General features: G+C 71.4%; 16 protein-coding genes. 14 read left to right on the forward strand and 2 right to left on the reverse strand.

Annotation, left to right across the window (positions count from 1 at the left end):
- From ACFYRY_RS24640 to ACFYRY_RS24690, 11 genes are all read left to right on the forward strand, one after another.
- Window positions 1–1647, forward strand: a complete 1647-nt coding sequence (locus ACFYRY_RS24640; protein WP_389149477.1) for a sugar ABC transporter ATP-binding protein — start codon at window positions 1–3, stop codon at window positions 1645–1647.
- Complete coding sequence (locus ACFYRY_RS24645) at window positions 1640–2593, forward strand: ABC transporter permease (protein ID WP_389149481.1); 954 nt, start codon at window positions 1640–1642, stop codon at window positions 2591–2593. Before ACFYRY_RS24640 ends, ACFYRY_RS24645 begins: the two co-directional genes overlap by 8 nt.
- Window positions 2590–3555, forward strand: coding sequence for an ABC transporter permease (locus ACFYRY_RS24650; protein ID WP_389149483.1), 966 nt, complete (start codon window positions 2590–2592; stop codon window positions 3553–3555). Before ACFYRY_RS24645 ends, ACFYRY_RS24650 begins: the two co-directional genes overlap by 4 nt.
- On the forward strand, window positions 3552–4877 hold the full coding sequence (locus ACFYRY_RS24655; RefSeq protein WP_389149485.1) for a M20 family metallopeptidase: 1326 nt from the start codon (window positions 3552–3554) through the stop codon (window positions 4875–4877). The genes ACFYRY_RS24650 and ACFYRY_RS24655 overlap by 4 nt, the downstream gene beginning before the upstream one ends.
- Window positions 4868–5605, forward strand: a complete 738-nt coding sequence (locus ACFYRY_RS24660; RefSeq protein WP_389149488.1) for an MBL fold metallo-hydrolase — start codon at window positions 4868–4870, stop codon at window positions 5603–5605. The genes ACFYRY_RS24655 and ACFYRY_RS24660 overlap by 10 nt, the downstream gene beginning before the upstream one ends.
- The gene (locus ACFYRY_RS24665) at window positions 5602–6420 is read left to right on the forward strand and encodes an IclR family transcriptional regulator (protein WP_389149491.1); all 819 of its coding nucleotides are present in this window, start codon (window positions 5602–5604) and stop codon (window positions 6418–6420) included. Before ACFYRY_RS24660 ends, ACFYRY_RS24665 begins: the two co-directional genes overlap by 4 nt.
- 91 nt (window positions 6421–6511) lie before the next feature.
- Entirely contained in the window at window positions 6512–7852 is a 1341-nt protein-coding gene (locus tag ACFYRY_RS24670; RefSeq protein WP_389149495.1) for a hypothetical protein, read from the forward strand.
- A gap of 134 nt (window positions 7853–7986) precedes the next feature.
- On the forward strand, window positions 7987–9024 hold the full coding sequence (locus ACFYRY_RS24675) for a LacI family DNA-binding transcriptional regulator (RefSeq protein WP_389149498.1): 1038 nt from the start codon (window positions 7987–7989) through the stop codon (window positions 9022–9024).
- Window positions 9025–9253: 229 nt separating this feature from the next.
- Window positions 9254–11728, forward strand: coding sequence for a CBM35 domain-containing protein (locus ACFYRY_RS24680; RefSeq protein WP_389150263.1), 2475 nt, complete (start codon window positions 9254–9256; stop codon window positions 11726–11728).
- A gap of 181 nt (window positions 11729–11909) precedes the next feature.
- A complete protein-coding gene (locus ACFYRY_RS24685) occupies window positions 11910–15110 on the forward strand; it encodes a glycoside hydrolase (RefSeq protein ID WP_389149501.1) in 3201 nt (1066 codons plus the stop codon).
- Between the two features lie 275 nt (window positions 15111–15385).
- On the forward strand, window positions 15386–20602 hold the full coding sequence (locus ACFYRY_RS24690) for a family 43 glycosylhydrolase (protein ID WP_389149504.1): 5217 nt from the start codon (window positions 15386–15388) through the stop codon (window positions 20600–20602).
- 45 nt (window positions 20603–20647) lie between these two features.
- On the opposite strand, the gene ACFYRY_RS24695 is transcribed toward ACFYRY_RS24690, so the two are convergent.
- Window positions 20648–21100 (reverse strand): ATP-binding protein, encoded by a 453-nt coding sequence (locus tag ACFYRY_RS24695; RefSeq protein WP_389149507.1) that lies wholly within the window; start codon window positions 21098–21100, stop codon window positions 20648–20650.
- A gap of 315 nt (window positions 21101–21415) precedes the next feature.
- On the opposite strand from ACFYRY_RS24695, the gene ACFYRY_RS24700 reads away from it, so the two are divergent.
- From ACFYRY_RS24700 to ACFYRY_RS24710, 3 genes are all read left to right on the forward strand, one after another.
- A complete protein-coding gene (locus ACFYRY_RS24700; protein ID WP_389149510.1) occupies window positions 21416–22288 on the forward strand; it encodes a helix-turn-helix domain-containing protein in 873 nt (290 codons plus the stop codon).
- Entirely contained in the window at window positions 22285–22536 is a 252-nt protein-coding gene (locus ACFYRY_RS24705; RefSeq protein ID WP_389149513.1) for a DUF397 domain-containing protein, read from the forward strand. The genes ACFYRY_RS24700 and ACFYRY_RS24705 overlap by 4 nt, the downstream gene beginning before the upstream one ends.
- 86 nt (window positions 22537–22622) lie before the next feature.
- Complete coding sequence (locus ACFYRY_RS24710; protein WP_389149516.1) at window positions 22623–23447, forward strand: SAM-dependent methyltransferase; 825 nt, start codon at window positions 22623–22625, stop codon at window positions 23445–23447.
- Between the two features lie 18 nt (window positions 23448–23465).
- Here the strand turns inward: ACFYRY_RS24710 and ACFYRY_RS24715 are convergent, their stop codons facing one another.
- The gene (locus ACFYRY_RS24715) at window positions 23466–26477 is read right to left on the reverse strand and encodes a glycosyl hydrolase (protein WP_389149519.1); all 3012 of its coding nucleotides are present in this window, start codon (window positions 26475–26477) and stop codon (window positions 23466–23468) included.
- Window positions 26478–26488 lie beyond the last annotated feature (11 nt).

Consider the following 26488-nt stretch of genomic DNA (forward strand, 5'->3'; position numbering starts at 1 on the left):
ATGGCGCCGTTGCTGAGCGTGGAAGAGCTGTCCAAGTCGTTCGCCGGGAACCAGGTGTTGCGGGAGGTGAGCTTCACCGTCGAGCCCGGAGAGGTACTGGCGCTCGTCGGTGAGAACGGGGCCGGCAAGTCCACCGTGCTCTCCCTCGTCACCGGGCTGCTGACGCCCGACTCCGGCCGGGTCGTCCACGACGGCGCTCCCGTCACCCGGGCGTGGTCTCCCCACCGCGCCCGGGCCGCCGGGATCTGCTCCGTCCACCAGGAGTTGAGCCTCAACCCGCACCAGAGCGTCGCGGAGAACATCTTCCTCGGCGACTGGCCAAGCCGGCGCGGTCTGGTGCGGGCCCGCGACCTCGCGGCGCGGGCCCTGCCCCTGCTGGAGCGGGTCGGCCTGGACGTCGACCCGCGCACCCGGGCCGGTCGCCTGCCGCTCGGCCGTCAGCAACTGGTCGAACTGGCCAAGGCGCTGGCCGGAGAACCGCGCCTGCTGATCCTGGACGAGGCGACCTCGGCACTCGACGAGGAACAGGTCGACGCCGTCTTCCGGGTCGTGCGGGACCTGCGCGGACGCGGTGGGTCGGTGATTTTCGTCAGCCACCGCATGGCCGAACTCTTCGCCGTGAGCGACCGGTTGACCGTACTGAAGGACGGGGCGGTGATGGCGACACGGGAACGGGAGCGGACCGACCACGACGACATCGTGCGGCTGATGGTGGGGCGTGAACTGTCGGATCTCTTCCCGCCGAAGGCGACCGGTCCCACCGGTGAGCCGCTGCTCCGGGCCCGCGGCCTCACCGTCGCCGGCACGTGCTCCGGCGTCGACCTGGACCTGGTGCCCGGACGGATCCTCGGCCTCGGCGGACTGCAGGGCCAGGGCCAGCGCGAGGTGCTGCGCGCCCTGTTCGGCCTGGCCCGCCACACCGGACAGGTCACGCTCGACGGGCGGCCGGTACGGCTGCCGTCCCCCCGTGACGCGATCCGGCACGGCATCGCCTACGTCCCCGAGGACCGCAAGACCGAGGGCGTGCACACCGCGCGCAGCGTCCGCGACAACCTCGCCCTGCCCAGCCTGCGCACCCTCGCCCCCCGGCGTCGCCTCACGACCGTCGACCGGACCGCCGAGACCCGACTGGTCGGAGAACTGATCGAGCGGTTGCGGGTCAAGGCCACCTCCCCGGCGCAGGAGGCCCGTCGCCTGTCGGGCGGCAACCAGCAGAAGGTGGCGCTGGCCAAGTGGCTGCCGACCGGGCCCCGCGTCCTGCTGCTCGCCGAACCGACACGCGGCATCGACATCGGCACCAAACGCGAGATCTACCACCTCCTGCGCCGCCTCGCCCACGACGGCCTGGCCGTGCTGGTCACCTCGGGAGACACCATGGAACTGGTCGGCCTGTGCGACGAGGTCGCGGTGCTGTACGAGGGCACGATCGTGGACCGCCTGACGGGCCCGGCCCTGACGGAGGAACGCCTGGTACGGGCCTCGGTGATGGGCACCGCCACGGACCCGGCGGCGCCCCTGCCGCCGGCCCCGGATCCGGATGGGGAACGGGATCCGGAAGTGGACCCGGGCCCCCTTGTGGACCCGATTGTGGACCCGGCCCCGGTCTCGGACCCGAAGACAGAGCCCGGGAGTGTGGCCCATGCGTGAACGGATCGCCTCGGCCGCCCGGGGAAACACCGACCTCGTGGGACTGCTCGTCCTCCTGCTGGTGGTGCTCGTGGCCTACCAGCACTACGACTCCAGCCTGCTCAGCCCCGCCTCCGTCACCATCCTGTCCGCACAGTTCCTGCCGCTGATCCTGGCCGCCGCGGGACAGACGACCGTGATGCTGCTCGGGGGCATCGACCTCTCGCTGGGGGCCGTACTCGGGCTCGCCATGGCCGTGTTCGCCACCTACGACGCGCACGGCGCGGGCGGGGTCGTGACCGCCGCCGTCGCCGCCCTGTGCGCGGCCGTCGCGGCCGGGGCGGCGAACGGGACCCTCGTGGCGTACGCCGGTCTGCCCCCGATCGTCGTGACGCTCGCCGCGTCATTCCTGTGGAGCGGCGTCACCCTGATCGTCCTGCCGCAGCCCGGGGGGCACGTCCCGGGCGGGCTGGTGAACGCGTACAACAACGGGTGGAACGGCCTCGCGGTACCCGCACTGGCCGTCGCCCTCGTGCTCGCCGCGTGGAAGGTGCTGCGCACCACCCGACACGGGCTCGCCCTCTACGCCGTGGGCGGCAACGAACACGGCGCCTACGCCAGCGGTCTGCACACCCGCGGCACGAAGATCGCCGGATACGGACTGGCGGGCGCGTTCACCGGACTCGCCGGGATCGGGCTGGCCGTGCAGACCGGCTCGGCGGATCCGACCATCGGCACGCCGTACACACTCAACTCGATCGCCGCGTGCGTGCTCGGCGGGATCAGCTTCTTCGGCGGGGTCGGCCGGATGCGCGGCACCGTTCTGGGCGCGCTGGTCATCGGCCTGCTCACCAACCTGCTGCTGTTCACCGGGATATCGCCCTTCTACCAGCTCATCGTGCAAGGAGTGATCCTCGTGGCGGCACTGGCCCTGAAGACGTACCTCACCAGGGAGGCGGCCGTATGAGCGGCGTGACGGGCACGATCCGCACCGAGGCCATCGCCGCGCTGCGCGGCAGTCGCGCGGCCTGGGCGTTCGGCGTCCTCGGGGTCACCTGGCTCGCGGCGATCCTGTTCGCGGACGGCTTCGACAGCGTCTCCAACGTGCGCTACCTGGTGCAGACGGCGTCGTTCCTGGGCATCGTCGCGGTCGGCCAGACCCTCGTCGTGATCATGAGCGGCATCGACCTGTCGGTGTCCGGCGTGGTCGCCCTGTCCGCGGTCGTCTGTGCCAAGGTCGCCTCCGGCACGGGCGGCGGCGTGAGCGGAATCGTGGCGGCCATGGCGCTCAGCGCGCTGGTGGGCGCCGTGAACGCGGGCGGCGTGGTGTGGCTGCGGGTGCCGCCGATGGTGATGACCCTCGCCACCGGCACCATCCTGTCCGGCGCCCTGCTGGTGTACACCGACGGCTCACCCAGTTCCGCCCACCTGTCCCTGCTGGACTCGCTCGCCAACGGCAAGCTGCTGGGGGTGCCCTGGTCGTTCGTCCTGTGGCTGGTCGTCACGGCCGTCGCCGGCTGGCTGCTGCACCTGTCCCGCACCGGCCGGTACGCGTTCGCACTCGGCGCCGGCGAGGACGCGGCCCGCGCCTCCGGGGTGCCGCTCGGCGCGACGGCGTTCACCGCGTACGTGTCCTGCGCGCTGCTCGCCGGAGTGGCCGGACTGGTACTGCTCGGCTTCACCGGGACCAGCTCGCTGACGATGGGCAACCCGTACCAACTCCTGTCCATCGCCTCCGTCGTGCTCGGCGGCACCTCCATCCTCGGCGGCCGGGGCCACCTCCTCGGCACGGTCGGCGGCGCCCTGCTGCTCACTCTGCTGACCGCGCTGCTGATCTCCTGGAACCTGTCGGAGGGCGTACGCCAGGTCGTCCTCGGCGTACTGATCATCGGCCTGCTCCTCGTCTACGCGAGGGAGCGCAGGACATGACGTCCCCGGCGTCCCGGGACGCGAATGGGGCCGTACGGGACCTCGTGCGCGATCTTGTACGCATCCCCAGCGTGAACCCCCGGGGCGCGCCGGGCGACGGGGGCGAGACGGCGGTGGCCCGTTACGTACGGGACTGGCTGGGCCGGCACGGCGTACGGGCCGAGCTGCACGAGGTGCTGCCGGGGCGGTGCAACGTGGTGGCCGTCGTTCCCGGCCGGGATCCTGCGGCGGTGCTTCTCGAATCGCACCTCGACACGGTCGAGACGGACGGCATGACGGTCCCGTCCCACGACGGCGAGGTCCGCGACGGCCGGCTGTACGGGCGGGGTGCCTGCGACGCCAAGGGGCCGCTCGCCGCGTTCATGCTGGCCGCCGCCGAACTCGCCCGTGGCGGGCCGCCGCCGCTCACGGTCGTGCTGGCCGGGGTCTGCGACGAGGAACACGCCTACCGGGGCGTCCTGCACCTGCTCGGAACGCTGGCCGGCCGCCGTGTCGTCGGCGCGCTGGTCGGCGAGCCCACGGGGCTGGTGCCGGCCACCGCCCACAAGGGCGTGGTGCGCTACACCGTGCGCACCACGGGCCGGGCGGGGCACAGTTCACGGCCCGAGGAGGCGGTCAACGCGATCTCGCTGATGGCCCCCGTCATCGCCCACCTCGCCGCCACCCGCCCCGCCGTGGCGCCGCATCCGCTCCTGGGGCCCGCCACCCGTTCGGTCACCCGGGTCCGCGGCGGCACGGGCCCCAACACCATCCCCGGCAGCTGTGAGGTGGACGTCGACCGCCGTACGCTCCCCGGCGAGGCCCCGGAGGCCGTCTGGCAGCAGGACCACGACGAACTGACCGCCCTGGGCACCGAGGTGGACCCTCCGTTCACGGTCGACCCGGCCCTGGACACCCCGTCCGACGCCCCGGTCGTCACCGCGCTGTGCGACGCCCTCGCCGCCCACGGCCTCCCCCGCGACATCCAGGGCATGCCCTTCGGCACGGACGCCAGCAAGCTGGCCCGGGCCGGGATCCCATCGGTGGTGTTCGGCCCCGGCTCCGTGACGGACGCCCACGCGGCGGCCGAATCGGTGGACCTGGCGGAGGTGGAGCTGGCCGCGCGGATCGTGGTGGCCACGATCCGCGCCACGGGCAGGCGGCTCGACGAGAGGTCACTCCCCGGCGTGGGCATCCCGCCGCAGGAGCGAGCCCGTAGGGACTCCCCCGCGGACGACGCCCCGCCGCGCCCGGCCGGAGCCGCCGAGAACTCGCCGCAGGAACGAGCTCGCCAGGTCCGCACCGCGGACATTCCGCAGCAGGGGCGGCGGCCATGCAGCTGACCGACCACGTCAGTCTCCTCGCCAGCGGCGCGGCCGGTTTCGATCTCAGCGACCCGCTGGACTGTCATGTCTATCTCGTGCGGGGCAGCCGCCGGAGCGTACTCGTCGACGCCGGCGCCGGCCGCTCCGCGCACAGCATCCTGCGGAAGGCGCGCTGCACGGGCCCCGACCCGGACCACCTCCTGCTCACCCATGGCCACGCCGATCACGCGGGCGGGGCAGCCGCCCTCGCCGAGAAACTCCCGGGGCTGCGCGTGCTGGCCGGGGCCGCGGCGGTGCGCTGGATCGCCGAGGGGGACGAGCGGGGTCTCAGCGTGGACAAGGGCAGGGCCGCCGGGGTCTACCCGGACGACTACGCCTTCCGGCCCTGCCCCTGCGTCGAACCCGTCACCGACGGCACCGAGATTGATCTGGGCGCGGGAGTCGTCGTCCGGGCCGTGGCCACCCCCGGCCACGCCGACGGCCACACCTGCTACCACCTGCGGACCCCGGCCTACCAGGCACTCTTCTCCGGAGACTGCGTCTTCACCCAGGGACGCATCTCGTTGCAGAATCTGCATGACTGCCGCGTGCCCGCGTACGCGGACAGTCTGCTGCGGCTGGCCGCGCTCGACGTCGACGCGCTCTTCCCCGGCCACCACGAGGTCTCACTCGCCCGGGCCGGAAGGCACCTGGCCACCGCCCGCGACGCCGTCGCCCGCGGCCTGCTGCCGAGGAGTACGACATGACCGCACCGGTCCGCCGCAACCAGGCCACCTCGCTGCGCCGCGCCCTCACCGTCCTCGAGTACATCCGCGACCACGCCGGCACCGGCCGGGGCATGTCCCTGACCCGGATCGCGGAGGATCTCGGCATCAACAAGAGCACGGTGCTGCGTCTCACCTCACCTCTGGTGGAGTCCGACCTGCTGGTCCGCGACCGCGAGACCGGGTGGTTCCGGCTCGGCCACGGCACCCTGCGGCTCGGCCAGGCCTACCTCTCCTCACTCGACCTGCGGACCGTCGCCGCGGAACCGCTGCGGCTGCTGCAGCACCTGGTGGGCGAGACCTGCCACCTCGTGGTCTGCGAATGGCCGGACGTCGTCTACATCGACAAGGTGGAGAACGAGACCAACGTCCGCATGGGCTCCCGCATCGGCAGCCGCGTCCCCGCCTACCGGACCGCCGTCGGCAAGGCCATCCTCGCCTGGCAGGGCGAGGAGTCGTTCCGTGTCGTGGTGGACGCCGGAATGCCTCCGGTCACCGCGTACACGGTCACCGACGCGGAACGGCTGCGCCTCGAACTGGACCGGGTCCGGCGCCGGGGCTACGCGATCGACGACCGGGAGAACGAACCGGAGGTACGGTGCGTCGCCGCCCCGATCTTCGACCACACCGACGCGCCGGTCGGAGCGCTGAGCGTCTCCGGCCTGACCACCCGGATGACCCCCGCCCGGGTCCGTGAGGTGGGCCCCATGGTCGTCCGCACCGGCATGGAGATCTCCCACGTCCTCGGCTCCTCCCGCGTACGGGACGGCGGCCAGCACAAGGCCGCCGAGCACTGAGCGCCACCAGGACTCCCGCCCCCCGCCCTCTGCCCCCCTGCCCTCTGCCCTCTGTCCTCTGCCCTCTGCCCAGGAAAGCGACAGGATCCCGATGCACCCCAGCCCACCGACGTCCTCGGCGCGCCCGACACCCGCGGCCGCTCCGTCCACGTCCTCCGTCTACGCCTTCGTCGAAGACCTCCACGCGGAGGGCACGGACGTCGTCCTCGACCGGGTCCTCGGCACGTACGGCTGCGACACCCTCACTGTCGCCGCTGCCTACCACCGCGCCCGTGACGTCACCCCGCACGGCCCCGCCCGGGTCACCCTTCGGCACGACGGCACCCACTTCCCGCCGCCGGCCGACCTGTTCGGCCAGGTGCGCCTGAAGCCGCCGGTGCAGGCCGGCGCCGAACGCGAGCCACTGCGCGAACTGCGCCTGCGTACGGCGGAACGCGGCGCCGCCCTGCACGGCTGGACCGTCTTCCTGCACAACACCACGCTGGGCCTCGCCCACCCCGACGTCACCCAGGAGAACTGCTTCGGCGACCGTGCCGCCCCGGCCGACCTGTGCCCCGCCAACCCGGACGTGCGGGCCTACGCCGTCGCGCTCGGCCGTTCCGTGGCCCGGCAGGGAGTGGACGCGGTGGTGTCCGAGTCGCTCCACTTCGGCTCCTTCGGGCACGGCTACCACCACGAACGCAGCTTCGTACCGCTCGGCCCGGTGGAGGAGTTCCTGCTCGGCCTGTGCTTCTGCCCGTCCTGCGTCGAGCGCGCCGACAGCGCGGGGGTGGACTCCGCCGCGGCCCGCACCGCGGCCACCCGCACCGTCGGCCGGCTGCTCGACGGCGGCGACCCGCTGCCGGTCGCCCTGGTCCCCGGGGAACTGGCCGACGCGGCCGGGGAGTCGGTCGCCGCGTACACGCGTACCCGCTTCGACACGGTCACCTCGCTCGCCGCCGCCGTGGCCGACGCCGTGGCGGGCGAGGGCTCCCAGCTGGTCTTCCTCGATCTGACCGGTGCGGTCAAGGGGTACGCCGACGGCCTGCCGACCGGCGCGCTCGCGGCCGAAGAGGCCTGGCGGATCGGCGTCGACCCCGCGGCGGTCGGAGCCGTCGTTCCCGGCTACGCCGTCCTCGCCTACGCCCGCGACCCGGCCCGCGTCGCGGCCGACACCGCCGCCTACCGGGCGGTTCTCCCGGACACCTGCACCCTGCGGGCCGTTCTGCGCCCGGGGGCACCGGACACCGCGTCCGCCGACGCGCTCGCGGAGAAGACGCTGGCGGCCACCGGTCCCGGACGGGCGGACGCCGTGGACTTCTATCACTACGGCCTGCTCCCCTACCCCGTCCTCGACCGCATCCCCACGGCGCTCAAGGCGTGCGATCGTCGACCGTCGGGCTCTGAGTCCGCCGGTTCCTTTGCCGGCCGCCCGTCGCGTGGTGGCGTCTGAGCCGTCACCCCTCAGACCCCGTCAGTCCGCCCACCCGACGGTCGACTACGGTTGGCCCGACAGTGCGACCCGGGGCCGTGACTCCTTCGTTATGGTCCCTTGACGACCTCTTTGTGATCGGTCACAATCCTTTCATGAATGTGACCGGTCACACGAAGCGCCCGGCGAGTATCAGGGATGTCGCGTCCGCCGCCGGGGTCTCGTACCAGACCGTGTCCCGGGTGATCAACGCACATCCCAGCGTCAAGCCGTCCACCCGGGAGCGGGTGCTCGCGGCGATCGAGGAGCTGGGCTTCCGCCGCAACGCCACCGCGCTGGCCCTGGCCAGCGGTCGCAGCAGAGCGGTGAACGTGCTGACCGCCAACACCACCCACTACGGCAACGCCTCGATCCTCCAGGGCATCGAGGAGGCCGCCCGTGCCGCCTCCTACGCGGTCGGGATCGGCGTCCTCGAATCGGCGGACGAGGCGGCGGTCGCCGCCGAGGTGCAGCGGGCGGCGGACACCGGCGGCGGCCTGATCGTGGTCGCCTACGATCCGGCCGGTGTGCGGGCTCTGGGTGCCGTCCCCGCCGGGCTGCCGGTCGTCGGCGTGGTCGAGACCCCCGCGAGTCCGCCCGGCGGCGACCGCCCCTGGGTGTGGGCCGACGACCGGGAGGCCGCCCGTGAGGCGACCCGTCATCTGCTGTCCCTGGGACACGAGACCGTGCACTACGTCGCCATCCCGTCCAGCACCCGGCGTACCAGTGCCCGCACCACCGGCTGGCGTCAGGCGCTCAGGGAGGCCGGAGCGCCGCAGCCGCGTCCCGCGCAGGGCAGTTGGGGCCCGGCCGGCGGCCACGCGGCAGGCCTGCGGCTGGCGAAGGACCCGGCCGTCACCGCGATCCTGTGCGGCAACGACGACCTCGCGCTCGGGGTGCTGCGCGCCCTGCACGAGTCCGGCCGGTCCGTCCCGGGCGAGGTCAGCGTGGTCGGGTTCGACGACGCCCCGCACTCCGCCTATCTGACCCCATCGCTGACGACCGTACGCCTGGACTTCACCGGCCTCGGACGGGCCGCGTTCGCCCTGCTGCACGGGGCGTTGGAGGCATCCGCGCAGATCGCCCCGCACCCCGTCTCGATGCCGGAGCTGGTGGTCCGGGAGAGCTCGGGGCCGCCACCCAGCGTTCGCTGAACCGCCGTTCGCCCAACACCCCGTACACGCACCGCTGTTCCGAGTCCCCATGGTCGTCGCGTCGTTCCTCGGCCGACGAAAGACCGTGCCCGCATCACCAGTGGAACCGTCAAGTGACCGGAGGTCCAACAGCGTGATCGCCCCCACCCGCACGACCATCCGTACCAGAGCGCGTGCCAGGTCCCGTACGAGAACCGCCCTCCTCACCGCCGTCCTGGGTGCGGCAGCCATGGCGGGCGCCCTTCCCGCCGCCGCACCCGCCGCGGCCGTCGCCGAACCGCAGCGCCTCACCGTCGACCTCGGTGCCTCCGAGGGCCCGGTGATGCGGGGCGCCAACGGGGCGTTGTACGGACTCAGCGACGACGGGGTGCCCAGCGACGCGGCCCTTGCCCCGCTGAAGATCACCAGCGTCTCGCAGAAGCCGGAGGGCGGGGCCCAGCACCCCAACGGTGACGCGCTGTCCGTGTCCTCGTCGTTCTTCCGCAACGGCGGCGGCGAGATCAACGTCATGATGCAGGACATCTACGCCAAGTGGCCCTACGAGGACCTCGGCATCGACGACTACCTGCCCAAGGTCGACAAGATCGCCAAACAGGTGGCGGCCGACCCGAACAGTGATCGTTTCGTCTACATACCGTTCAACGAGCCGGACCAGATCTGGTACCAGCTCGGCGTCTCCGACCAGGCGCGGTACGAGGTCAACCGGGACCGGTTCTTCAAGGACTGGAAGACGGTGTACCAGCGCATCCGGGCGATCGATCCCGACGCGAGGATCGCCGGCCCGAACGAAGCCGGTTACCACACGCGGCTGTTGACGGACTTCCTCGCCTTCGCGAAGCGCGAGAACGTGCTGCCCCAGGTGATGACCTGGCACGAGCTGGGCTCCGGTTCACTGCGGGACTTCCAGAGCCACTACAACAATTACCGTTCGATCGAACGGAATCTGGGCATCGCACCACTCAAGATCAACATCGATGAGTACGCCAACCGCCGCGACCTGTCCGTGCCGGGGCAGCTCGTGCAGTGGGTCTCGATGTTCGAGCGGAACAAGGTGTACGCCAACCAGGCCTACTGGGACGCCGCCGGCAACATGGACGGCAACGTGGTGCGGTCGAACATCCCCAACGGCGGCTGGTGGTTCTTCCGCTGGTACGCGGGCCTCACCGGCGACACCGTCAAGGTGACCCCGCCGCGGGCCGACACCATCGACACCCTCCAGGGCCTCGCCTCCCTCGACACCTCGCGCCGCCAGGCCCAGGTGCTGCTCGGCGGCTCCGCCGGTGATTCGGACGTCGTCGTCGAGAACGTCTCCCGGTCCGTCTTCGGCCACACGGTCACCGCGACCGTCGCCGAGGCCGCCTGGTCCGGTTACGAGGGGCAGCACGCGACGCCGCGCGTCCTGGCGCGGACGAAGGTCGAGGTGGCGGCGGACGGTTCGGTGACCGTCCCGCTGCGCGGCATGCACAAGATGTCCGCGTACCGCATCGTCCTCACCCCCGGCGGCTCCGGGTCCCCGTCCGCCGCCTCCGTCCCCTGGTCCGCCTCGTACGAGGCGGAGGACGCGGCCGTCACCGGCGGGGAGGTCCGCACCCAGGGCACGGTCAGCAACGCCAACGGCTACGCGGCGTCCGGGACGAAGGACGTCGGCTCGTTGAACCAGCCCTCCAGCAAGGTCGACTTCTCCGTCACCGTGCCCAGGGACGGGACCTACGACCTGGCGGTCCTCTACGGCAACCAGTCCGGGGCCCCCGCGACCCAGAAGCTGTCGGTCGACGGCGCGTCCCCGGTCACGGTCACCTACCCCTCCACGGAGAACTGGACCTACCGGGCGAAGAAGGACCTGACGGTCCGCCTCGCGGCAGGCCCCCATGTGCTGTCGCTCGCCAGGGGCGACGCCGAAGTCACCCTCGACCGCGTCGACCTGACCGCGCGCACGGGCGCTCCGTCCGCCGCGTACGAGGCCACCCTGGCGGACATCGACGGGAAACCGTCGTACGACTACTCCTCGTCGGCCGGGGTGGGTACCGGCGCGCTCGTCCTGCGCGACGGGGACACGGCGGTGTTCGACGTGTACGCGCCGCGTGACGGCTACTACACGGTGGTGTCGCGGGCCTCGGCGGCGGTGCGGCTCACCCTGCACGGTGAGCGGGTGACAGCGGCCCCCGGCCGGCCCCTGCGGCTGTATCTGGTCGCGGGCAACAACCGCGTCGCGGCGTCCGCCGGACACGCCTCCGTCCGCTCCCTCGACGTCTCGGGCGACGGCTCGGCCTCCGGCACGCTCTCCTACGAGGGTGCCTCGGCCACCCTGGCGGGCGGCGCGAAGCTCGTGGACTCCCCGTACGCCTCCGCCGGGTCGTACATCGGGCAGCTCGGCAACAGCGCCGACAGCACCGCCGAGTTCACGGTGCGCGCACCTCACTCCGGCCGCTATCTGCTGGTGGTCCACTACGCGCACAACGACCGGCGCGACAACGGTCACGCCTACAACACGGACATCATGTCCCGTACCGCGGACGTCAGGGTGGGAAGCGCCGCGCCCAGGAAGGTCACCTTCAAGAACACCTGGAGCGTGAACGACTACTGGACCCTGGGCGTGCCCGTCGACCTGCGCAAGGGCGCCAACCGCGTGACGTTCGGCAACGCGAGCGGGTGGGCACCGGACATCGACCGGATCGAACTGGGCCGGGTCGTCGGCCGGCCGTAGTCCCTCACGGATCGGCCTTCACCCAGCGGTCGGCGGGCGGGTGCCCGCCGGCCGCTGGTTCGCGTGCGGGCCGTGACCCGCCGTACGACCAAGGACGCCCGCTGTCTTGACGTGTTCATTACTGGGGTCAAGCATGCTGTGAACCCGATTGATTCTGGTCGGTTCTGTGAATTGCCGTGTCATGGAAGGGAGTTCCGTGTTCAACCGACATCGCATCGCCCGGGCGTTGGCGCCCACCATCCCCCTGGTGCTCGGCGCGGGTCTCGTCACCGCCCCCGCCGCCGTCGCGGACACGCCGACGCCGAGCGCGGTCACGGTGCGGATCGACCCGTCCTACCGGCAGCAGGAGTTCGAGGGATGGGGGACGAGCCTCGTCTGGTTCGCCAACGCCACCGGCGGCTATCCGGAGCCCATCCGAAGACAGCTGGTCGACATGCTGTTCGGTGAGGATGGGCTCCGGCTCAACATCGCCCGCTACAACATCGGCGGCGGTAACGCGCCCGATGTGCGCAAGGACTACATGAAGGCCGGCGCGACCATGGAGGGCTTCTGGAAGGCCCCCGAGGGGACCACCCGGCAGGACACGGACTGGTGGGATCCGAACAACCCGGACCACTGGAACTGGGACGCCGACGCGGGCCAGCGCTGGTGGGTCGATCAGATCAAGAAGAAGGTCACCCGCTGGGAGGCGTTCAGCAACTCACCGCCCTGGTTCCAGACGGTCAGCGGATACGTCTCGGGCGGCTTCGACGCCGGCACCGATCAGATCCGCGCGGACCGCGTCGACGACTTCGCCGCCTACCTGGTGCGGGCGAGTGAGCATCTGGAGCAGGCCCACCACATCAGGTTCGACACGATCGACCCGCTGAACGAGCCCAACACCTCCTACTGGGGCACCCAGTTGGGAGCCGACGGTCAGCCCACGGGCGGACGTCAGGAAGGCGCGCACGCCGGACCCGAGCTCCAGCAGAAGGTGGTCCTCGCTCTGGACCGCGCGCTCGCCAGGGCGAAGACCGGCGCGCGGGTCTCCGCGATGGACGAGACCAACCCGGGCATCTTCACCCAGAACTGGAACGCCTACGGCGAGTCGGCGCGAGCCGCCGTCGACCAGCTGAACGTGCACACCTACGGCACGGGGATGCGCACCAGCGCCCGGGACATCGCCAAGGGCGCGGACAAGAAGCTCTGGATGAGCGAGGTGGAGGGCACCTGGGGCACCGGCACCGACTTCACCGGGATGGACCCCGGCCTCGGGATCGCCGGCCGGATGGTGGACGACATGCGCGAACTGGAGCCCTCCGCCTGGGTGTTCTGGCAACCCGTCGAGGACGCCATCCCGCAGGCGGCGGCCGGAAAGAACTGGGGCAGCATCCACGTCCCGTTCAATTGCACGGCCGGGGACACCCTGGAGAGCTGCCCGATCCGGGCCAACTCGAAGTTCCACACCATCCGCAACTTCACCCACTACATCCGTCCCGGCGATCACTTCGTGAAGGTCGACGACCCGTCCAGCGTCGCGGCGGTGCGCAAGTCCGGCCGTGCCGCGAGCGTCGTGCATGTGAACAGCGGTACGTCCGCGCGTTCCGTGACCCTCGACCTCTCGCGCTTCGGCACGATCGCACCCGGGGCCACCGTCACCCCCGTGGTGACCAGCGACGGCGGTGCCCTTGTACGCGGCAGGCCGGTCAGGGTCACCGACCGCTCGGCCACGCTCGTCGTCCCCGCGAGGTCGGTCACCACCTTCCTGGTCGACGGAGTCAGCGGTGTCGCCAAGGACGCCCCGCTCGTCCGGACCGGCCATGTCTACCGGCTGCAGGGGACGCAGAGCGGGAAGTCGTTGGCGCCGTCGGACGACGGCAGCGGGGTCGTCATCCGCACGACCGACCCCGACGACCCCGAACAACTGTGGTCCGTACGGCAGTTGACGCCCGGTACCGACAACCGTGAGCGCTACGCCCTGACCAGCGCCACCAACGGCAAGCGCCTCACGGTGCGCGACAACCAGGCCGTCCTGGAGGACCCGGGCGGCACCCGGGCCGGTGAGGCAGCGCAGTGGATCATGTCGACGACCGGTGACGGCAGCTGGACCTTCGTCAACGTCGCCACGGGCCGCCTTCTCGACGTCACCGGGCAGTCCTCGACGGACGGCGCCAAGGTGTCCACGTACACCCCGACCTCCGCGGCGAACCAGCGCTGGGGCGTGCGGGACGAGACGGTGCTGCGCACCGAACCGGCCGACGCGTTCACCGTGCCCGGCCTGGCGCCGAAGCTCCCGGGGACGGTGACACCGGTGTACCGGGACGGCAGCCGCGGCTCGCTGCCCGTGGTGTGGAACGTGCCGCCGGACCGGAGGTGGCGTGATCCGGGAACGGTACGCGTCACGGGCCGCGCCACCGATCCGCTCGGGCGGTCGGTCCGCGCGACGGCGGTGGTCACGGTGGACACCGTCGGCTCGACCCTCCCCGGCCGCGCCAAGACCTACCCGGGCGGCAGGCCGGAGTTGCCGACCACGGTCGTCGGTGTCGGCCGGCACGGCGGCCGCACCGATCTTCCGGTGACCTGGGATCCCGCGCCGGCCGGGGCGTTCGACACGCCAGGTGTGGTGACGCTGCGCGGCGTGGCACGGGTGGTCGACGGCGGCACCGTCGACGCGACCGTGCGGGTGCAGGTCACACCACCGGCGCAGACCAACATCGCGCCGGACGAGGACGTCTCGGTCGCGGCCACGTTCACCGAGAGCGGCTACTCCGCCGAGGGCCTGCGTGACGGGAACCTGTCCGAGAAGGCCTGGTCCAACTGGAAGCCGGGCACCACCAAGAACCCGTCCGACACCGTCACCTTCACGCTGCCGAAGGACCGCGACCTGACCCGGGTCGTGGCGCGCTTCTTCCGGGACGGGAACACCGCGTCCTTCCCCGCGAGCCTGAAAGTGCAGGTGCGGGGCGCCGCCGACGGGGCGTGGGTCGACGCGAGCGGTGACATCGAGGTGGGTACCGAGGGCTCGCCGGTGGTCGACGTCCCGGTGACCGCGGGACCCGCGAACGGGGTGCGGGTGGTCATGACCGCCCGCCCGGGCGGCTACATCACCATGAGCGAGATCGAGTTGTACGCAAGGACGCCCGGGGTCTCCTCGGACGCCGCCGCCGCGTCCGTCGAGGTGGCGGGGGTTCCGGTCGCGTCGTTCGATCCCGGCACGCACGACTACCGGGTCGTCACCGCCGAGCCCGGCCGGGCCGTGGTCACGGCGGTCGCGCGCGATCCGTACGCGACCGTCTCGGTCGAGACGACCCGGGAGCCCCGTCGGACCCGGGCCGTCGTCACCGTGACCAGTGAGGACGGGTCACGGACCGGGACGTACCGGATCGACGTCGTACGAAGCTGAGGCAGGGCGCGGGACGGGGAGCGAATGCCGGCGCCCCCGTCCCCAACCCGGCGTTGGGCGGCGGTCGTTGGGAGGCGGAATCCCAACCCGTTCGACTGGTCGAACTTCGTTCGAAACTCTTGACGCCGCACCGCACCCCGATTGACACTCTCGCAACACGACGTCACACAGCCGCAACGAACCCGGTGCCCACGACCAGGCTCCCGTCGCCGGCCCGCTCCCCCCTTTTCTCCTGTCCTTTCGCCATCAGCCATGCCTCAGCAGGGAAACCCCACATGACGTACACCGCACGTCCGCGCGGCCGCGCGAGACGCTGGGCGGGCCGGATCGCCGGCCTGACCACCGCGTCGCTGTTCCTGGGCCTCACCGCGCCCGCCGCCCCCGCACAGGCGGCCGTACCGGCGCAGGCGGCGCAGGCCGCGGACCTCACCGACGGGCTGGCGCTCTGGTACAAACTCGACGCGGCCTCCGGCGACACCGTCGCCGACGCCTCCGGCAACGGCCGCGACGGCACGGTGAGCGGCACCGCCGACTGGTCCGGCACCGGCCAGGGGCTCGCCTTCAACGGGTCGGACACCTACGTCAAGGTGCCTGACGATGTCATGAAGGGCATGGACGCGATCACCGTCTCGACGGACGTACTGATCGACTCCGCCCAGAGAACGCCGTACTTCCTCTACGGCTTCGGCAACTCCAGTGGCGGTAACGGGAACGGCTACCTGTTCACCACGGGCAACGGCCTGCGGACCTCCGTGGCGACCGGCAACTGGTCGACGGAACAGACCACCAAGCCCGCCGACGGCCACAATCTGACGCGCGCGGTGTGGAAGCACCTCACATACACCCAGACCGGCGGCACGGGAGTGCTCTACGAGGACGGCGTCGAGGTCGGCCGCAACACGTCGGTCACCATCACCCCCGGCGCCATCGGGTCCGGCACCACCACCGCCAACTACATCGGCAGGTCCGTGTACTCGGGCGACCAGCTCTTCAAGGGCCGGATCCGCGACTTCCGGGTGTACGACCGGGCACTGACCGGATCCGAGGTCGGACAACTCGCCCTCCGTGTCGCCACTCAGGGCGTCGCCGACGACAAGGCCGCGCTGAGCCTCGGCGACACCAGCGCCGTGACGGCCGACCTGGACCTGCCGAAGACCGGCACCGCCGGCGGTTCCACCATCAGCTGGGCGAGCGACAACCCGGACGTCGTCTCCGCCGCCGGCGCGGTCACCCGCCCCGCCGCCGGCGAACCGGACGCTCACGCCACGCTCACGGCGACCCTCAGGAAGGGCACGGTGAGCGACACCAGGACCTTCGACGTCACGGTCCGGCCCGCGTTCGACGACGAGACGGCCACCCGACAGGCCGCCGAGGCACTCGCCGTCCACAACCTCGACGACGCCCGCGGCAACCTGACCCTCCCGGCGACCGGTTCCTACGGCACGAAGGTCACCTGGTCCTCCGCGAAGCCGGACGTCGTCTCCGCCGACGGCGTGGTCCGCCGCCCCGCGCACGGCGAGGGCCCCACCACGGTCCAGCTGACCGCCACCGTCACCAAGGGCGAGGCGAGGGCGACCCGCGTCCTCACCGCCACGGTCCCGCAGCTCCCCGTCAAGGAAGCCCTCAAGGGCTACATGTTCAGCTACTTCACCGGCGAGGGCACCTCGGACGGCGAGCAGCTCTACTCGGCCCTCAGCAAAGGCAACGATCCGCTGAAGTGGCGGGAGTTGAACGACGGCAAGCCGGTCCTGACGTCCACCCTCGGCGAGAAGGGCCTGCGCGACCCGTTCATCATCCGCTCCCCCGAGGGCGACAAGTTCTACCAGATAGCCACCGACCTCAGGATCTACGGCAACGGCGACTGGGACGCCTCCCAGCGCACCGGCAGCAAGTCCCTCATGGTCTGGGAGTCCACCGACCTGGTGCACTGGACCGACCAGCGGCTGGTCAAGGTCTCACCGGACAGCGCGGGCAACACCTGGGCGCCGGAGGCGTTCTACGACGCCGAGCGCGGCGAGTACGTGGTCTTCTGGGCGTCGAAGCTGTACGACAACGCCACGCACTCCGGCGACACGTACAACCGCATGATGTACGCGACCACCCGCGACTTCTACACCTTCAGCGAGCCCAAGGTCTGGATCGACCGGGGCTACTCGGTCATCGACTCGACCATGATCCAGCACGACGGGACGTACTTCCGGCTGTCGAAGGACGAGCGCAACAACACCTCCTCCACCCCGAACAGCAAGTTCATCTTCGAGGAGAAGAGCGACTCGATCCTGAACCCGTCCTGGGACCCGGTCGCCGAGGGCATCGGCAAGGGCGCGATGAACGCGGCCGAGGGCCCGCTGGTGTTCAAGTCCAACACCGAGGAGAAGTGGTACGCCTTCCTCGACGAGTTCGGCGGCCGCGGCTACCTCCCGTTCGAGACGACGGACCTCGCCTCCGGCAAATGGACCCCGTCCACCGGCTACGACCTGCCGGCCAAGCCGCGCCACGGCACCGTCCTCCCGGTCACCCAGGCCGAGTACGACCGGCTGCTGGGCGCCTACCAGCCGGACCAGGTGGTCAAGAGTGTCGAGGACGTCGCGGTGAAGACCCGAGTCGGCGAGGCCCCTGTCCTGCCGGCCACCGTGATCGCCGAGTACGCCGACGGCGTCAAGCGTCCCGTGGCGGTGACCTGGGAGGACATCCCGGCGTCGCGGTACGCGCAGACCGGCACCTTCACGGTGACCGGCAGCCTGCCCGGCGGCACCGCGCTCCCCGTGCGTGCCGAGGTGACCGTCTCCGAGGAAGGCCCGGACATCCCCGCCGGCCTCGTCCTGCACTACGGCTTCGACGAGACCGGCGGCACCATCGCCCGCGACTCCAGCGGCCACGGTTACCACGGCACCTACGTCCGTACGCCCGACTTCGGCACCGGCGTGAACGGCGGCTCGTTCAAGATGTCCGGCGACTCCGCCACGTCCCCCTACGTGAAGATCCCGAACGGGGTGCTGAAGAACGCCGACAGCGTGACCGTGTCGACCTACGCCAAGTGGAAGGGCGGCGACAACTTCCAGTGGCTGTTCGGGCTCGGTCCGGACAGCGACAAGTACCTCTTCGCCACCCCCTCCAACGGAGGCTCCAGCCTGTACTCGGCCATCACGAAGGCGAGTTGGTCGGCCGAGTCGAAACTGACGGCCGGTTCGCGACTGACGCCCGGCGAGTGGCGGCACGTCACGGTGACCCTGGACGGCCCCACACGCACGATGGTCCTCTACGTCGACGGCGTCGAGGCCGCCCGGGCGACCGGTGTCACCACCAAGCCGTCCGAGCTGTACGACGCCACCAAGGACTACAGCGGCTACATCGGCAGGTCCCTGTACGCGGCCGACCCGTACTTCGGCGGCGAGGTCGACGACTTCCGCGTCTACGACCGGGCACTGTCGGCCGCGGACGTCATGGAGCTCAGCGGCAACACCGCCGGCATCGCCAGGGCCACGCACCCGGCGCTGAAGGTCGACGCGATCATCGACAACGCGGACAGCACCATCACGCTGCCGATGAAGGAGGGCACCGATCTCACCACCCTGGCCCCCGAGTTCACCCTCGCGAAGGGCGCGGCGATCAGCCCCGCCTCCGGCAGCGTCCACGACTTCACGAAGCCGGTGACGTACCGGGTGACCGGCTCCGACGGGAAGCAGCGCAGCTGGACGGTGACCGCGCTCGTCATGAAGAGCCCGGTCCTGCCGGGGCTCAACGCCGACCCGAACATCGTCCGCTTCGGCGACACCTTCTACCTGTATCCGACCACCGACGGCTTCGAGGGCTGGAGCGGCACGCAGTTCAAGGCGTACTCCTCCACCGACCTGGTCCACTGGAAGGACCACGGCGTCATCCTCGACCTCGGGCCGGACGTCTCCTGGGCCGACAGCAGGGCCTGGGCGCCGACGATCGCCGAGAAGGACGGGAAGTACTACTTCTACTTCTGCGCCGACGCGAACATCGGTGTCGCGGTCTCCGACTCACCGACGGGCCCGTTCAAGGACGCCCTGGGCAAGCCGCTGCTCAAGGCGGGCCAGTACAGCGGCCAGATGATCGACCCGGCCGTGTTCACCGACGACGACGGACAGTCGTACCTCTACTGGGGCAACGGCCATGCGTACGTGGCTCCGCTCGGCGACGACATGACCTCCCTCGACCTCACGAAGATGAAGGACATCACGCCCAGCGGCTACAACGAGGGCACCTTCGTCATCAAGCGCAAGGGCACCTACTACTTCATGTGGTCGGAGAACGACACCCGGGACGAGAACTACCGCGTCGCCTACGCCACCGGCCCCTCCCCCACCGGCCCCTGGACCAAGCGGGGCGTGATCCTGGAGAAGGACCTCTCCCTCGGCATCAAGGGCCCCGGCCACCACTCGGTCGTCCAGGTGCCGAACACCGACGACTGGTACATCGCCTACCACCGCTTCGCCATCCCCTCAGGCGACGGCACCCACCGCGAAACGACCGTCGACAAGCTGGAGTTCGACGCCGACGGCCTGATCAAGAAGGTCGTCCCCACCCTCACCGGCATCGACCCGGTCACCGTCGTGCACGCCGGACCGGACGCCGACGGCACCGAGGGCGACGCGATCGCGCTGAACGGCACGCTGTCCGGGGCGGGCAGCGCGAAGTGGTCGGTCCAGAAGGGCGCGCCCTGCGCGTTCGCCGACCCGGGGATGGCCAGGACCACGATCAGCTGTACGGACAACGGCACCTACGAGGTCACCCTGACCGGCGGCCGCGGCAGCGACACGGCGACCGTCGAGGTCGCCAACGCGAAGCCCGCCATCACCTCGGCGACGGGTCCGCGGTCCGCGGTGCCGGTCGGCGGGCGGACCGTCGTCACGGCCCAGTTCACCGACGCGGGCGCGGACGACACCCACACCTGTGAGGTCGACTGGAAGGACGGCACCCGGCCGCGGTCCGGCACGGTCACCGCCACCGGCTGCCGGGCCGAGCACACCTACACCGAGGCGGGCATCCGTCGCCCCGTGGTCACCGTCACCGACGACGACGGGGACTCGGCCGGCAGGACCCTGCCCGAGGTGATCGCGTACGACCGCGCCGCCGGGCCCGCGCTCGGGGTCGGCGTCCTCACCTCCCCGGCCGGCGCCTACCCCGCGAAGCCCGCCCTGACCGGCCAGGCCGCCTTCTCCTTCGCAGCGGCGTACACGCCAGGAGCCGTCGCCCCGATCGGAAGGGTGACCTTCGACTTCGGTCCGGCCCGGCTGAAGTTCCGCTCCACCGGCTCCGACTGGCTCGTGGTCACCGGCTCGCGGGCCGTGTACCAGGGCTCCGGAACGGTCGGCGGCACCGCCGGCTACGGCTTCCGGGTCACCGCGACCGACGACCCGGACAGCTTCCGTGTGAAGATCTGGCACAAGGCCGGCGGCGATGTCGTCTACGACAACGTCACCGCTTCCAGGACCGTGGGCGTCATCGCCATCGGCACCCACTGATCCGACCTCGGCACGAGCATGACCGTCCGGTGAGGACGGTCGGTGTCACGTCGAGTCAGGAACGAGCAAGGTCGCCCACACCGCGTTGCCGCCGGTGAGGCGGGATCGGTCGATCCCCCAGGTGTGGGCGATCTCCTCGACCAGGAACAGACCGCGGCCTCCCTCGTCCTCGAGGCCCGGTTCGCAGCGCGGCAGCCTGTCGACCGCGTAGGCGTGGTCGTGGACCTCCAGCCGCAGACACTGGTCCGTGATGAGCCCGATCCCGCACAGGATCCGCACACTGGGCGTGTGGCACACCGCGTTGGTGGCCAGCTCCGACACGAGCAGCACCGCCTCCGCGGTCATCTCGGCGGGCAGGTGCCAGTCGTCCATGCGCGCGTTCGCGGAACGGCGGGCGGCCGAGACGCTGGAGCGGTGCGCGGGCAGTTCGATCCAGTGCGTACGCTCCGGGCTCGCGACGTCCAGGAGCTGGGGGGAGGAAGTCGTGTGGGGGGACACGCTTGTCGCCTTCCGTCAGGGGGCCGCGGTGGGGAGACGGGGCCCGGGACAGGACCTGCCGGGGAGGGGTGTTCCCGCCAAAACAGCCAGGTAGGGCCGGATTGCCGACAAATGCCAACTCCGCGCGGTGACGCGTTATGTTGACAGCGACGCGCTCCCAGTCGACCGGATCGCCACAGAAGTAACTATGCTCTGCGGCAAGTTCACACTGCAACCGTCCCCCTGATAATTTCAGCGCGACGGTATCCGCCTGGTCGTGTCATCAAGTCAGCGTCAGGTTACGTGCAGTGACAACGCATCAGGAGGTGGCGCAGAGTGAGCGACGCTCGTTCCGGCGCGGGCACCAGCGCACCGACCGTTCTCCGCATGATCCTGGGCCGACGGCTCCAGGAGAGACGGCTCGGCGCCGGGGTGTCCCTGGACGACGCGGCCAGAGCCCTGCGCGTGACGTCGTTGACCATCCGCCGTCTGGAAAAGGCGGACGTCGGCCTCAAGCCTCTCTACGTGGAGAAGCTGCTGCAGACCTACGGGGCCGACCAGCAGGAGATCGACGAGTTCGTCGACCTGGCCGAGCGGGCCAACGAGCCCGGCTGGTGGCATGCCTACCGCGACGTGGTGCCGAGCTGGTTCACCGCCTACGTGAGTCTGGAGAGCGGGGCCAGGACCCTGCGTACCTACGAGCCGCAGTACGTGACGGGGCTGCTGCAGACGTACGGGTACGCGCGCGCCGTGCTGCGCGGCGGGTTCCCCAACGAGAGCGACGAGGACCTGGAGCGGCGCGTCGATCTGCGGTTGCGCCGCCAGAGCCTGCTGGAGAAGCCCGACGCGCCCACGCTGTGGGTGGTGATGGAGGAGGCCGTCCTGCACCGGGTTGCGGGCGGCGCCGAGATCATGCGGGCGCAGATCGACCGGCTCCTGGAGGTCTCGGAGCTGGACCATGTCAGCGTCGATGTCGTGCCGTTCACCGCGGGCGCGCATGTCGGGGCGTGCGCGCCCTTCACCTACTTCCGGTTCGAGGAACCCGAACTGCCCGACGTCGTCTACAGCGAGATCCTGTCCGCCTCCGTGTACCTGGACCAGCGTTCCGACGTCTCGGCCCATCTCGAGGCGCACAACCGGATGTCCCTGCTGACCTCCTCAGCGGAGAGCAAGGCCCTGCTGAACCGCATGCGCAAGGAGTACTCATGACCATGGCCGACGGCCGTGTCTACAACGGCATGCCCGCCTCCGACCTCGGCGAGCACGGCTGGGAGTGCCCCTGGAGCGGTCCCAACGGGGGCCAGTGCGTGGAGACCAAGCAACTCGCCGACGGCCGGGTGGCGCTACGCCAGTCGACCGACCCCACCGGCCCCGCGCTGATCTACACCCCGGAGGAGATCGGCGCCTTCGTCCGGGGAATCAAGCGGGGTCTCGCCGACCATCTGACGGCCCGCTGAACCGAACAGCGAGCGGGAACCGACCCCGTCGGCCCCGGCCGCCGACCCACCCCGCATCCACCACGCACACCTTCGAAGGGGACAGGATGAGCAACACCCGATCCGCACGGGGCATAGACACCAGCAGGCCGCACTCGGCCCGCATGTACGACTACTACCTGGGCGGCAAGGACCACTTCGACATCGACAAGCAGGCGGCCGAGACGGTCGCCGCTGTCTACCCCGGCATCTTCGTGTGCGCCCGCGAGAACCGGGCCTTCATGCACCGCGCCACCCGGGTCCTGGCCCAGGAGCACGGCATCCGTCAGTGGCTCGACATCGGCACCGGCATCCCCACCGAGCCGAACCTCCACCAGGTGGCGCAGAGCGTGGTCCCCGACGCGCGTGTGGTGTACGCCGACAACGACCCGCTCGTCCTCAAGTACGCCGAGCGCCTGATGCGCAGCACCCCCCAGGGCCGCACCACGTACATCGAGGCGGACGTGAACGACCCCGACGCGCTGCTCAACGCCCCGGAGTTGTCCGACGTCCTGGACCTGAGCCGGCCGGTCGCCCTGTCGCTGAACGCCCTCATGCACTTCGTCACCGACGCCCAGGAACCGCACCGGATCCTCGGCCGGCTGCTGGACGCCCTCCCGTCGGGCAGCGCGCTGGCCCTCAGCCACTGCACGCCCGACTTCGACCCGGCCACCTGGCAGAAGGTCACCGACATCTACACCTCCGCCGGGACGCCGGTGCAGTTCCGCTCGCGGGACGACGTGGCGAGCTTCTTCGACGGACTCACCCTCCTCGACCCCGGGGTCACCGTCGGCCACCGCTGGCGTCCGGACGCGCCCGACGGGGACGAAGCCCCGCGGACGCTCACGGACGCCGAGGTCAGCCTGTGGACCGCGGTGGGCATCAAGCCCTGACCTGCTCGCGGGCGCCGGTCAGCGCACTGGCCGCTGGATGTACGGCACCAGCCGGACCGGTCCCATGAGCCCGTACGCCTGGCGGGCGACGGCGCCGAAGACAGCCGGCTGGGCCGCCCGGAGGCGGTTGACGAGCGGGGTCGCCACCTCGACCTCGATCACGTTGTCGCCGCGCCGCAGGTGTCCGCCCAGGTCGACGACCGGGTGGAGCCGGTCCGCCGGCGCCAGGCGGGTGCCGTTGACGGTGACCCGGAAGGTGTCGCCGACCTGCCCCAGTTCGAGGAGCGCACCGCACGACGAGGGCCAGTCGGGGCCCAGGACGACGGTGGTCCGGTAGCGGCCGAGGCCCGCGGAGTCGGCCAGTTCGGGGATCTGCGACCAGGGCAGCAGGGCGTCGAGGGTGAGCGTGCGGCGGACGATGGCGGTGCCGGTCGGGTCGGCTCCGGGGAGCCAGTCCTCGACGTCGAGGTGCCAGCGTCCCGGGGTGACGGGCTCGGGGACCGAGGGGACGGTGGTGGTCACCGTACGGCCCGAGGAGAGCCGGGTGGTGTACGTGCCGGCGGCCTCGACGCGCACGGCAAGGCCCCGGTCGGTGAACAGGACCCGGTCGGCGTCGCCGGCCACGGCGTGCGGGTGGCCGCCATGGCGGTCGCCGAACAGGCCGGGGCGGCCGAGCGCGACGACCATCGCCTGGCCCGGGGCGAGGGTGACCCGGACGGTGACGTCGTCGCCGTCCCGCGTGTAGCGGCCCATGCGAGTCACTTCGCCGGTCCACGGGTCGAGGCGGTAGGGCACGGTGCCGCCGCGCCCGGTGCGGCGCAGGGTGACGTCGTGGTCGACAGTCGTGACGGGCGGCTTGACGGTCTCGGCGTGCTTGCCGTTGCAGAGGTAGTAGAAGTCGGTGTCGCCGTCGACGCGGTGGGCGTTGAGGAGCGTGGACGGCGTCGCGTGGCGGACGTGCGAGGTGACGCCGAGGGCGGTGAGGGCGTCGCCGACGGCGGCCTTGTCGGTGACGGCGATGACGTGCGGCAGCGCGAGGAGCCGGGCGAGGACGTCACGCACCTGGTCCGTCTCGTCCGGGCCGGGCACGCCCGGGGTGAGCGCCTGGTCGAAGGCGCCGAGCAGGACCATCGGGAGTCCCGCCCGGGCCAGCTTCAGCAACTTGCGGGCGTCGGTGAGGGCGAGGGTCGGGGTGGAGCCGTAGAAGAAGTCGCCCTCGACGAACAGGGCCTGGTAGGCGGGGCCGTCCGGAGCGAGGCGTCCGCCGGCGACGCGGGCCGCGGGCAGGTCGAGGAGCGGGCGGCTGATGAACTGGTGGGTCCAGCCGAGCGGTACGCCGGTCGCGGTGAACCAGGAGGCGCCGATACCGGTGGCGGTGTAGCCGGTCTGCCTGAAGACGGCGACGTCGACGCGCGGGGTACCGGTCTGCAGAACCTGGTGCACCCGGCCGAGGTAGCCGGCGATGTCCCGGACGTGCCGCCAGGTCGGCTGTCTTGGGCCCCAGGACTCGCCGTACCCGGGCCCGCCGTTGTACGGGCTGAAGGCGGCGAAGCCGGGCCAGCTCACCCCGGGGGCGGTGGCGTACGAGAAGCCGTGCACGACCGTCTGGTTGACTCCGGCCGCGTAGGCGCCGCCCATGGTGCGCAGGAACCTGTCCCAGGTCGTGCTGTACGCGGAGCCGTTGTAGGCGCCCGCTTCGCAGGACAGCACCCTGTGTCCTGCGAGGTCCCGTCCGCCGGCCAGGCAGCGGAAGTCGTCGAGGTTCTTGAAGCCGAGCGACTCGCCCTCGGAGATGTCGAGGATCGCGGCGGAGGCGATGGCGTCGGTCTGCAGGCCGTAGGGCTGGGCGCGCAGTGACATGCCGAGCGAGTGCGCCCAGTCCCGCAGGGCGGTGACGTGGTGGGTGTTGAACAGATGGGAGACGGTCTCCCAGAAGTCGTGGCGGATCTGCCGGGTGAGCTGAGCCTCGAAGGCGAAGACCTGGTTGCTCCTGTCGAGGACGAGGGCGGGCAGGTACGGCAGGAGGGGGCGTCCCGTGCGTCGTTCGAAGGCGTCGGGCAGCGCGGTGGTCCACACCAGGGAGTCGGTCTCCAGCTCGACCGAGTCCTCGAAGAAGGCACCGCCGGCCGCCTTGAGCAGCCGCCGCATGGTGCCGGTCAGCACGGCCCGCTCCCAGAAGTCGGTGACGGCGGCGGTGCCGGCGGGGCTGAAGTGGTCGACGACGTAGGCGGCCGGGGCGGAGTGCGGGCCCGACTCGGGCTGCTGGGCGGTGCCGCGCTGCCAGTAGGAGATCAGCACCCAGTCGCCGTCGGCGGGGGCGGTCCAGGTCAGGGCCCCGTCGCGGACGGTGGCGGTGAGGTCGTGGACGCTGTCGAGGTCGAGGCCGGTCTCCTTGCGGGTGCCGTTGGCGGGCTCGACGCGGGCGGCCTGCACGGCGAGCAGGGTGCGGCGGGTGGCCCCGGAGGCGGCCTCGTGCACGGGCTCGGGAACGGGTCCCCGGTAGCCGGCGCCCGCCGCCACCGGGACGCGTCCGTAGGCGAGTTCCTGGGCGGCGGCGGTGTCGTCGGGGGTGACGCCGGGGACGGCGACGGGCCAGCTGGGGCCGAGAGTGAGGTCGATGGTCAGACCGCGGCGGGCGGCTTGGCGCAGGGCGGCCTGGACGCCGTCGCGCCAGGGGGTACCGGCCCAGCCGTGGTGCGCGGTGTCCAGGACGGCCTTGTCCTTGATGCTGTGGTGGACGGCGGCGATCTCGGCGCCGCCGAAACCGGCGTCCGCGATCTGGTCGATCTCACGGGCGACCTCCGCCGGGTCGACCAGCCCGTCCGGCCACCACCAGCGGAACTTGGGGCGCACGGAGTGCGGGGGCGTGCTGAACCAGGTGCCGGTGAGGTTCTGGCGGCCGGTCAGGGGGAGGGCGGCGGCGGACGGCGAGCCGGTCGCTCCGAGGGCCGTGACGGTGCCCGCGGCCAGCGAGGCGGCCAGGACCGTGCGCCGTGATATCCCGCCACGCCGTGAGATGTGGTTCTGCATGTGTCGCCCCC

Origin of the sequence: Streptomyces sp. NPDC005263 (genome assembly GCF_042872365.1) — a bacterium.
In the GTDB taxonomy this organism is placed as follows: domain Bacteria; phylum Actinomycetota; class Actinomycetes; order Streptomycetales; family Streptomycetaceae; genus Streptomyces.

Excerpts from the sequence above, each read along its gene's own strand:
- ACFYRY_RS24640 (WP_389149477.1), top strand. The coding sequence starts at position 1 with ATGGCGCCGTTGCTGAGCGTGGAAGAGCTGTCCAAGTCGTTCGCCGGG.
- ACFYRY_RS24645 (WP_389149481.1), top strand. The coding sequence starts at position 1,640 with ATGCGTGAACGGATCGCCTCGGCCGCCCGGGGAAACACCGACCTCGTG.
- ACFYRY_RS24650 (WP_389149483.1), top strand. The coding sequence starts at position 2,590 with ATGAGCGGCGTGACGGGCACGATCCGCACCGAGGCCATCGCCGCGCTG.
- ACFYRY_RS24655 (WP_389149485.1), top strand. The coding sequence starts at position 3,552 with ATGACGTCCCCGGCGTCCCGGGACGCGAATGGGGCCGTACGGGACCTC.
- ACFYRY_RS24660 (WP_389149488.1), top strand. The coding sequence starts at position 4,868 with ATGCAGCTGACCGACCACGTCAGTCTCCTCGCCAGCGGCGCGGCCGGT.
- ACFYRY_RS24665 (WP_389149491.1), top strand. The coding sequence starts at position 5,602 with ATGACCGCACCGGTCCGCCGCAACCAGGCCACCTCGCTGCGCCGCGCC.
- ACFYRY_RS24670 (WP_389149495.1), top strand. The coding sequence starts at position 6,512 with ATGCACCCCAGCCCACCGACGTCCTCGGCGCGCCCGACACCCGCGGCC.
- ACFYRY_RS24675 (WP_389149498.1), top strand. The coding sequence starts at position 7,987 with ATGAATGTGACCGGTCACACGAAGCGCCCGGCGAGTATCAGGGATGTC.
- ACFYRY_RS24680 (WP_389150263.1), top strand. The coding sequence starts at position 9,254 with ATGGCGGGCGCCCTTCCCGCCGCCGCACCCGCCGCGGCCGTCGCCGAA.
- ACFYRY_RS24685 (WP_389149501.1), top strand. The coding sequence starts at position 11,910 with ATGGAAGGGAGTTCCGTGTTCAACCGACATCGCATCGCCCGGGCGTTG.
- ACFYRY_RS24690 (WP_389149504.1), top strand. The coding sequence starts at position 15,386 with ATGACGTACACCGCACGTCCGCGCGGCCGCGCGAGACGCTGGGCGGGC.
- ACFYRY_RS24705 (WP_389149513.1), top strand. The coding sequence starts at position 22,285 with ATGACCATGGCCGACGGCCGTGTCTACAACGGCATGCCCGCCTCCGAC.
- ACFYRY_RS24710 (WP_389149516.1), top strand. The coding sequence starts at position 22,623 with ATGAGCAACACCCGATCCGCACGGGGCATAGACACCAGCAGGCCGCAC.
- ACFYRY_RS24715 (WP_389149519.1), bottom strand. The coding sequence starts at position 26,477 with ATGCAGAACCACATCTCACGGCGTGGCGGGATATCACGGCGCACGGTC.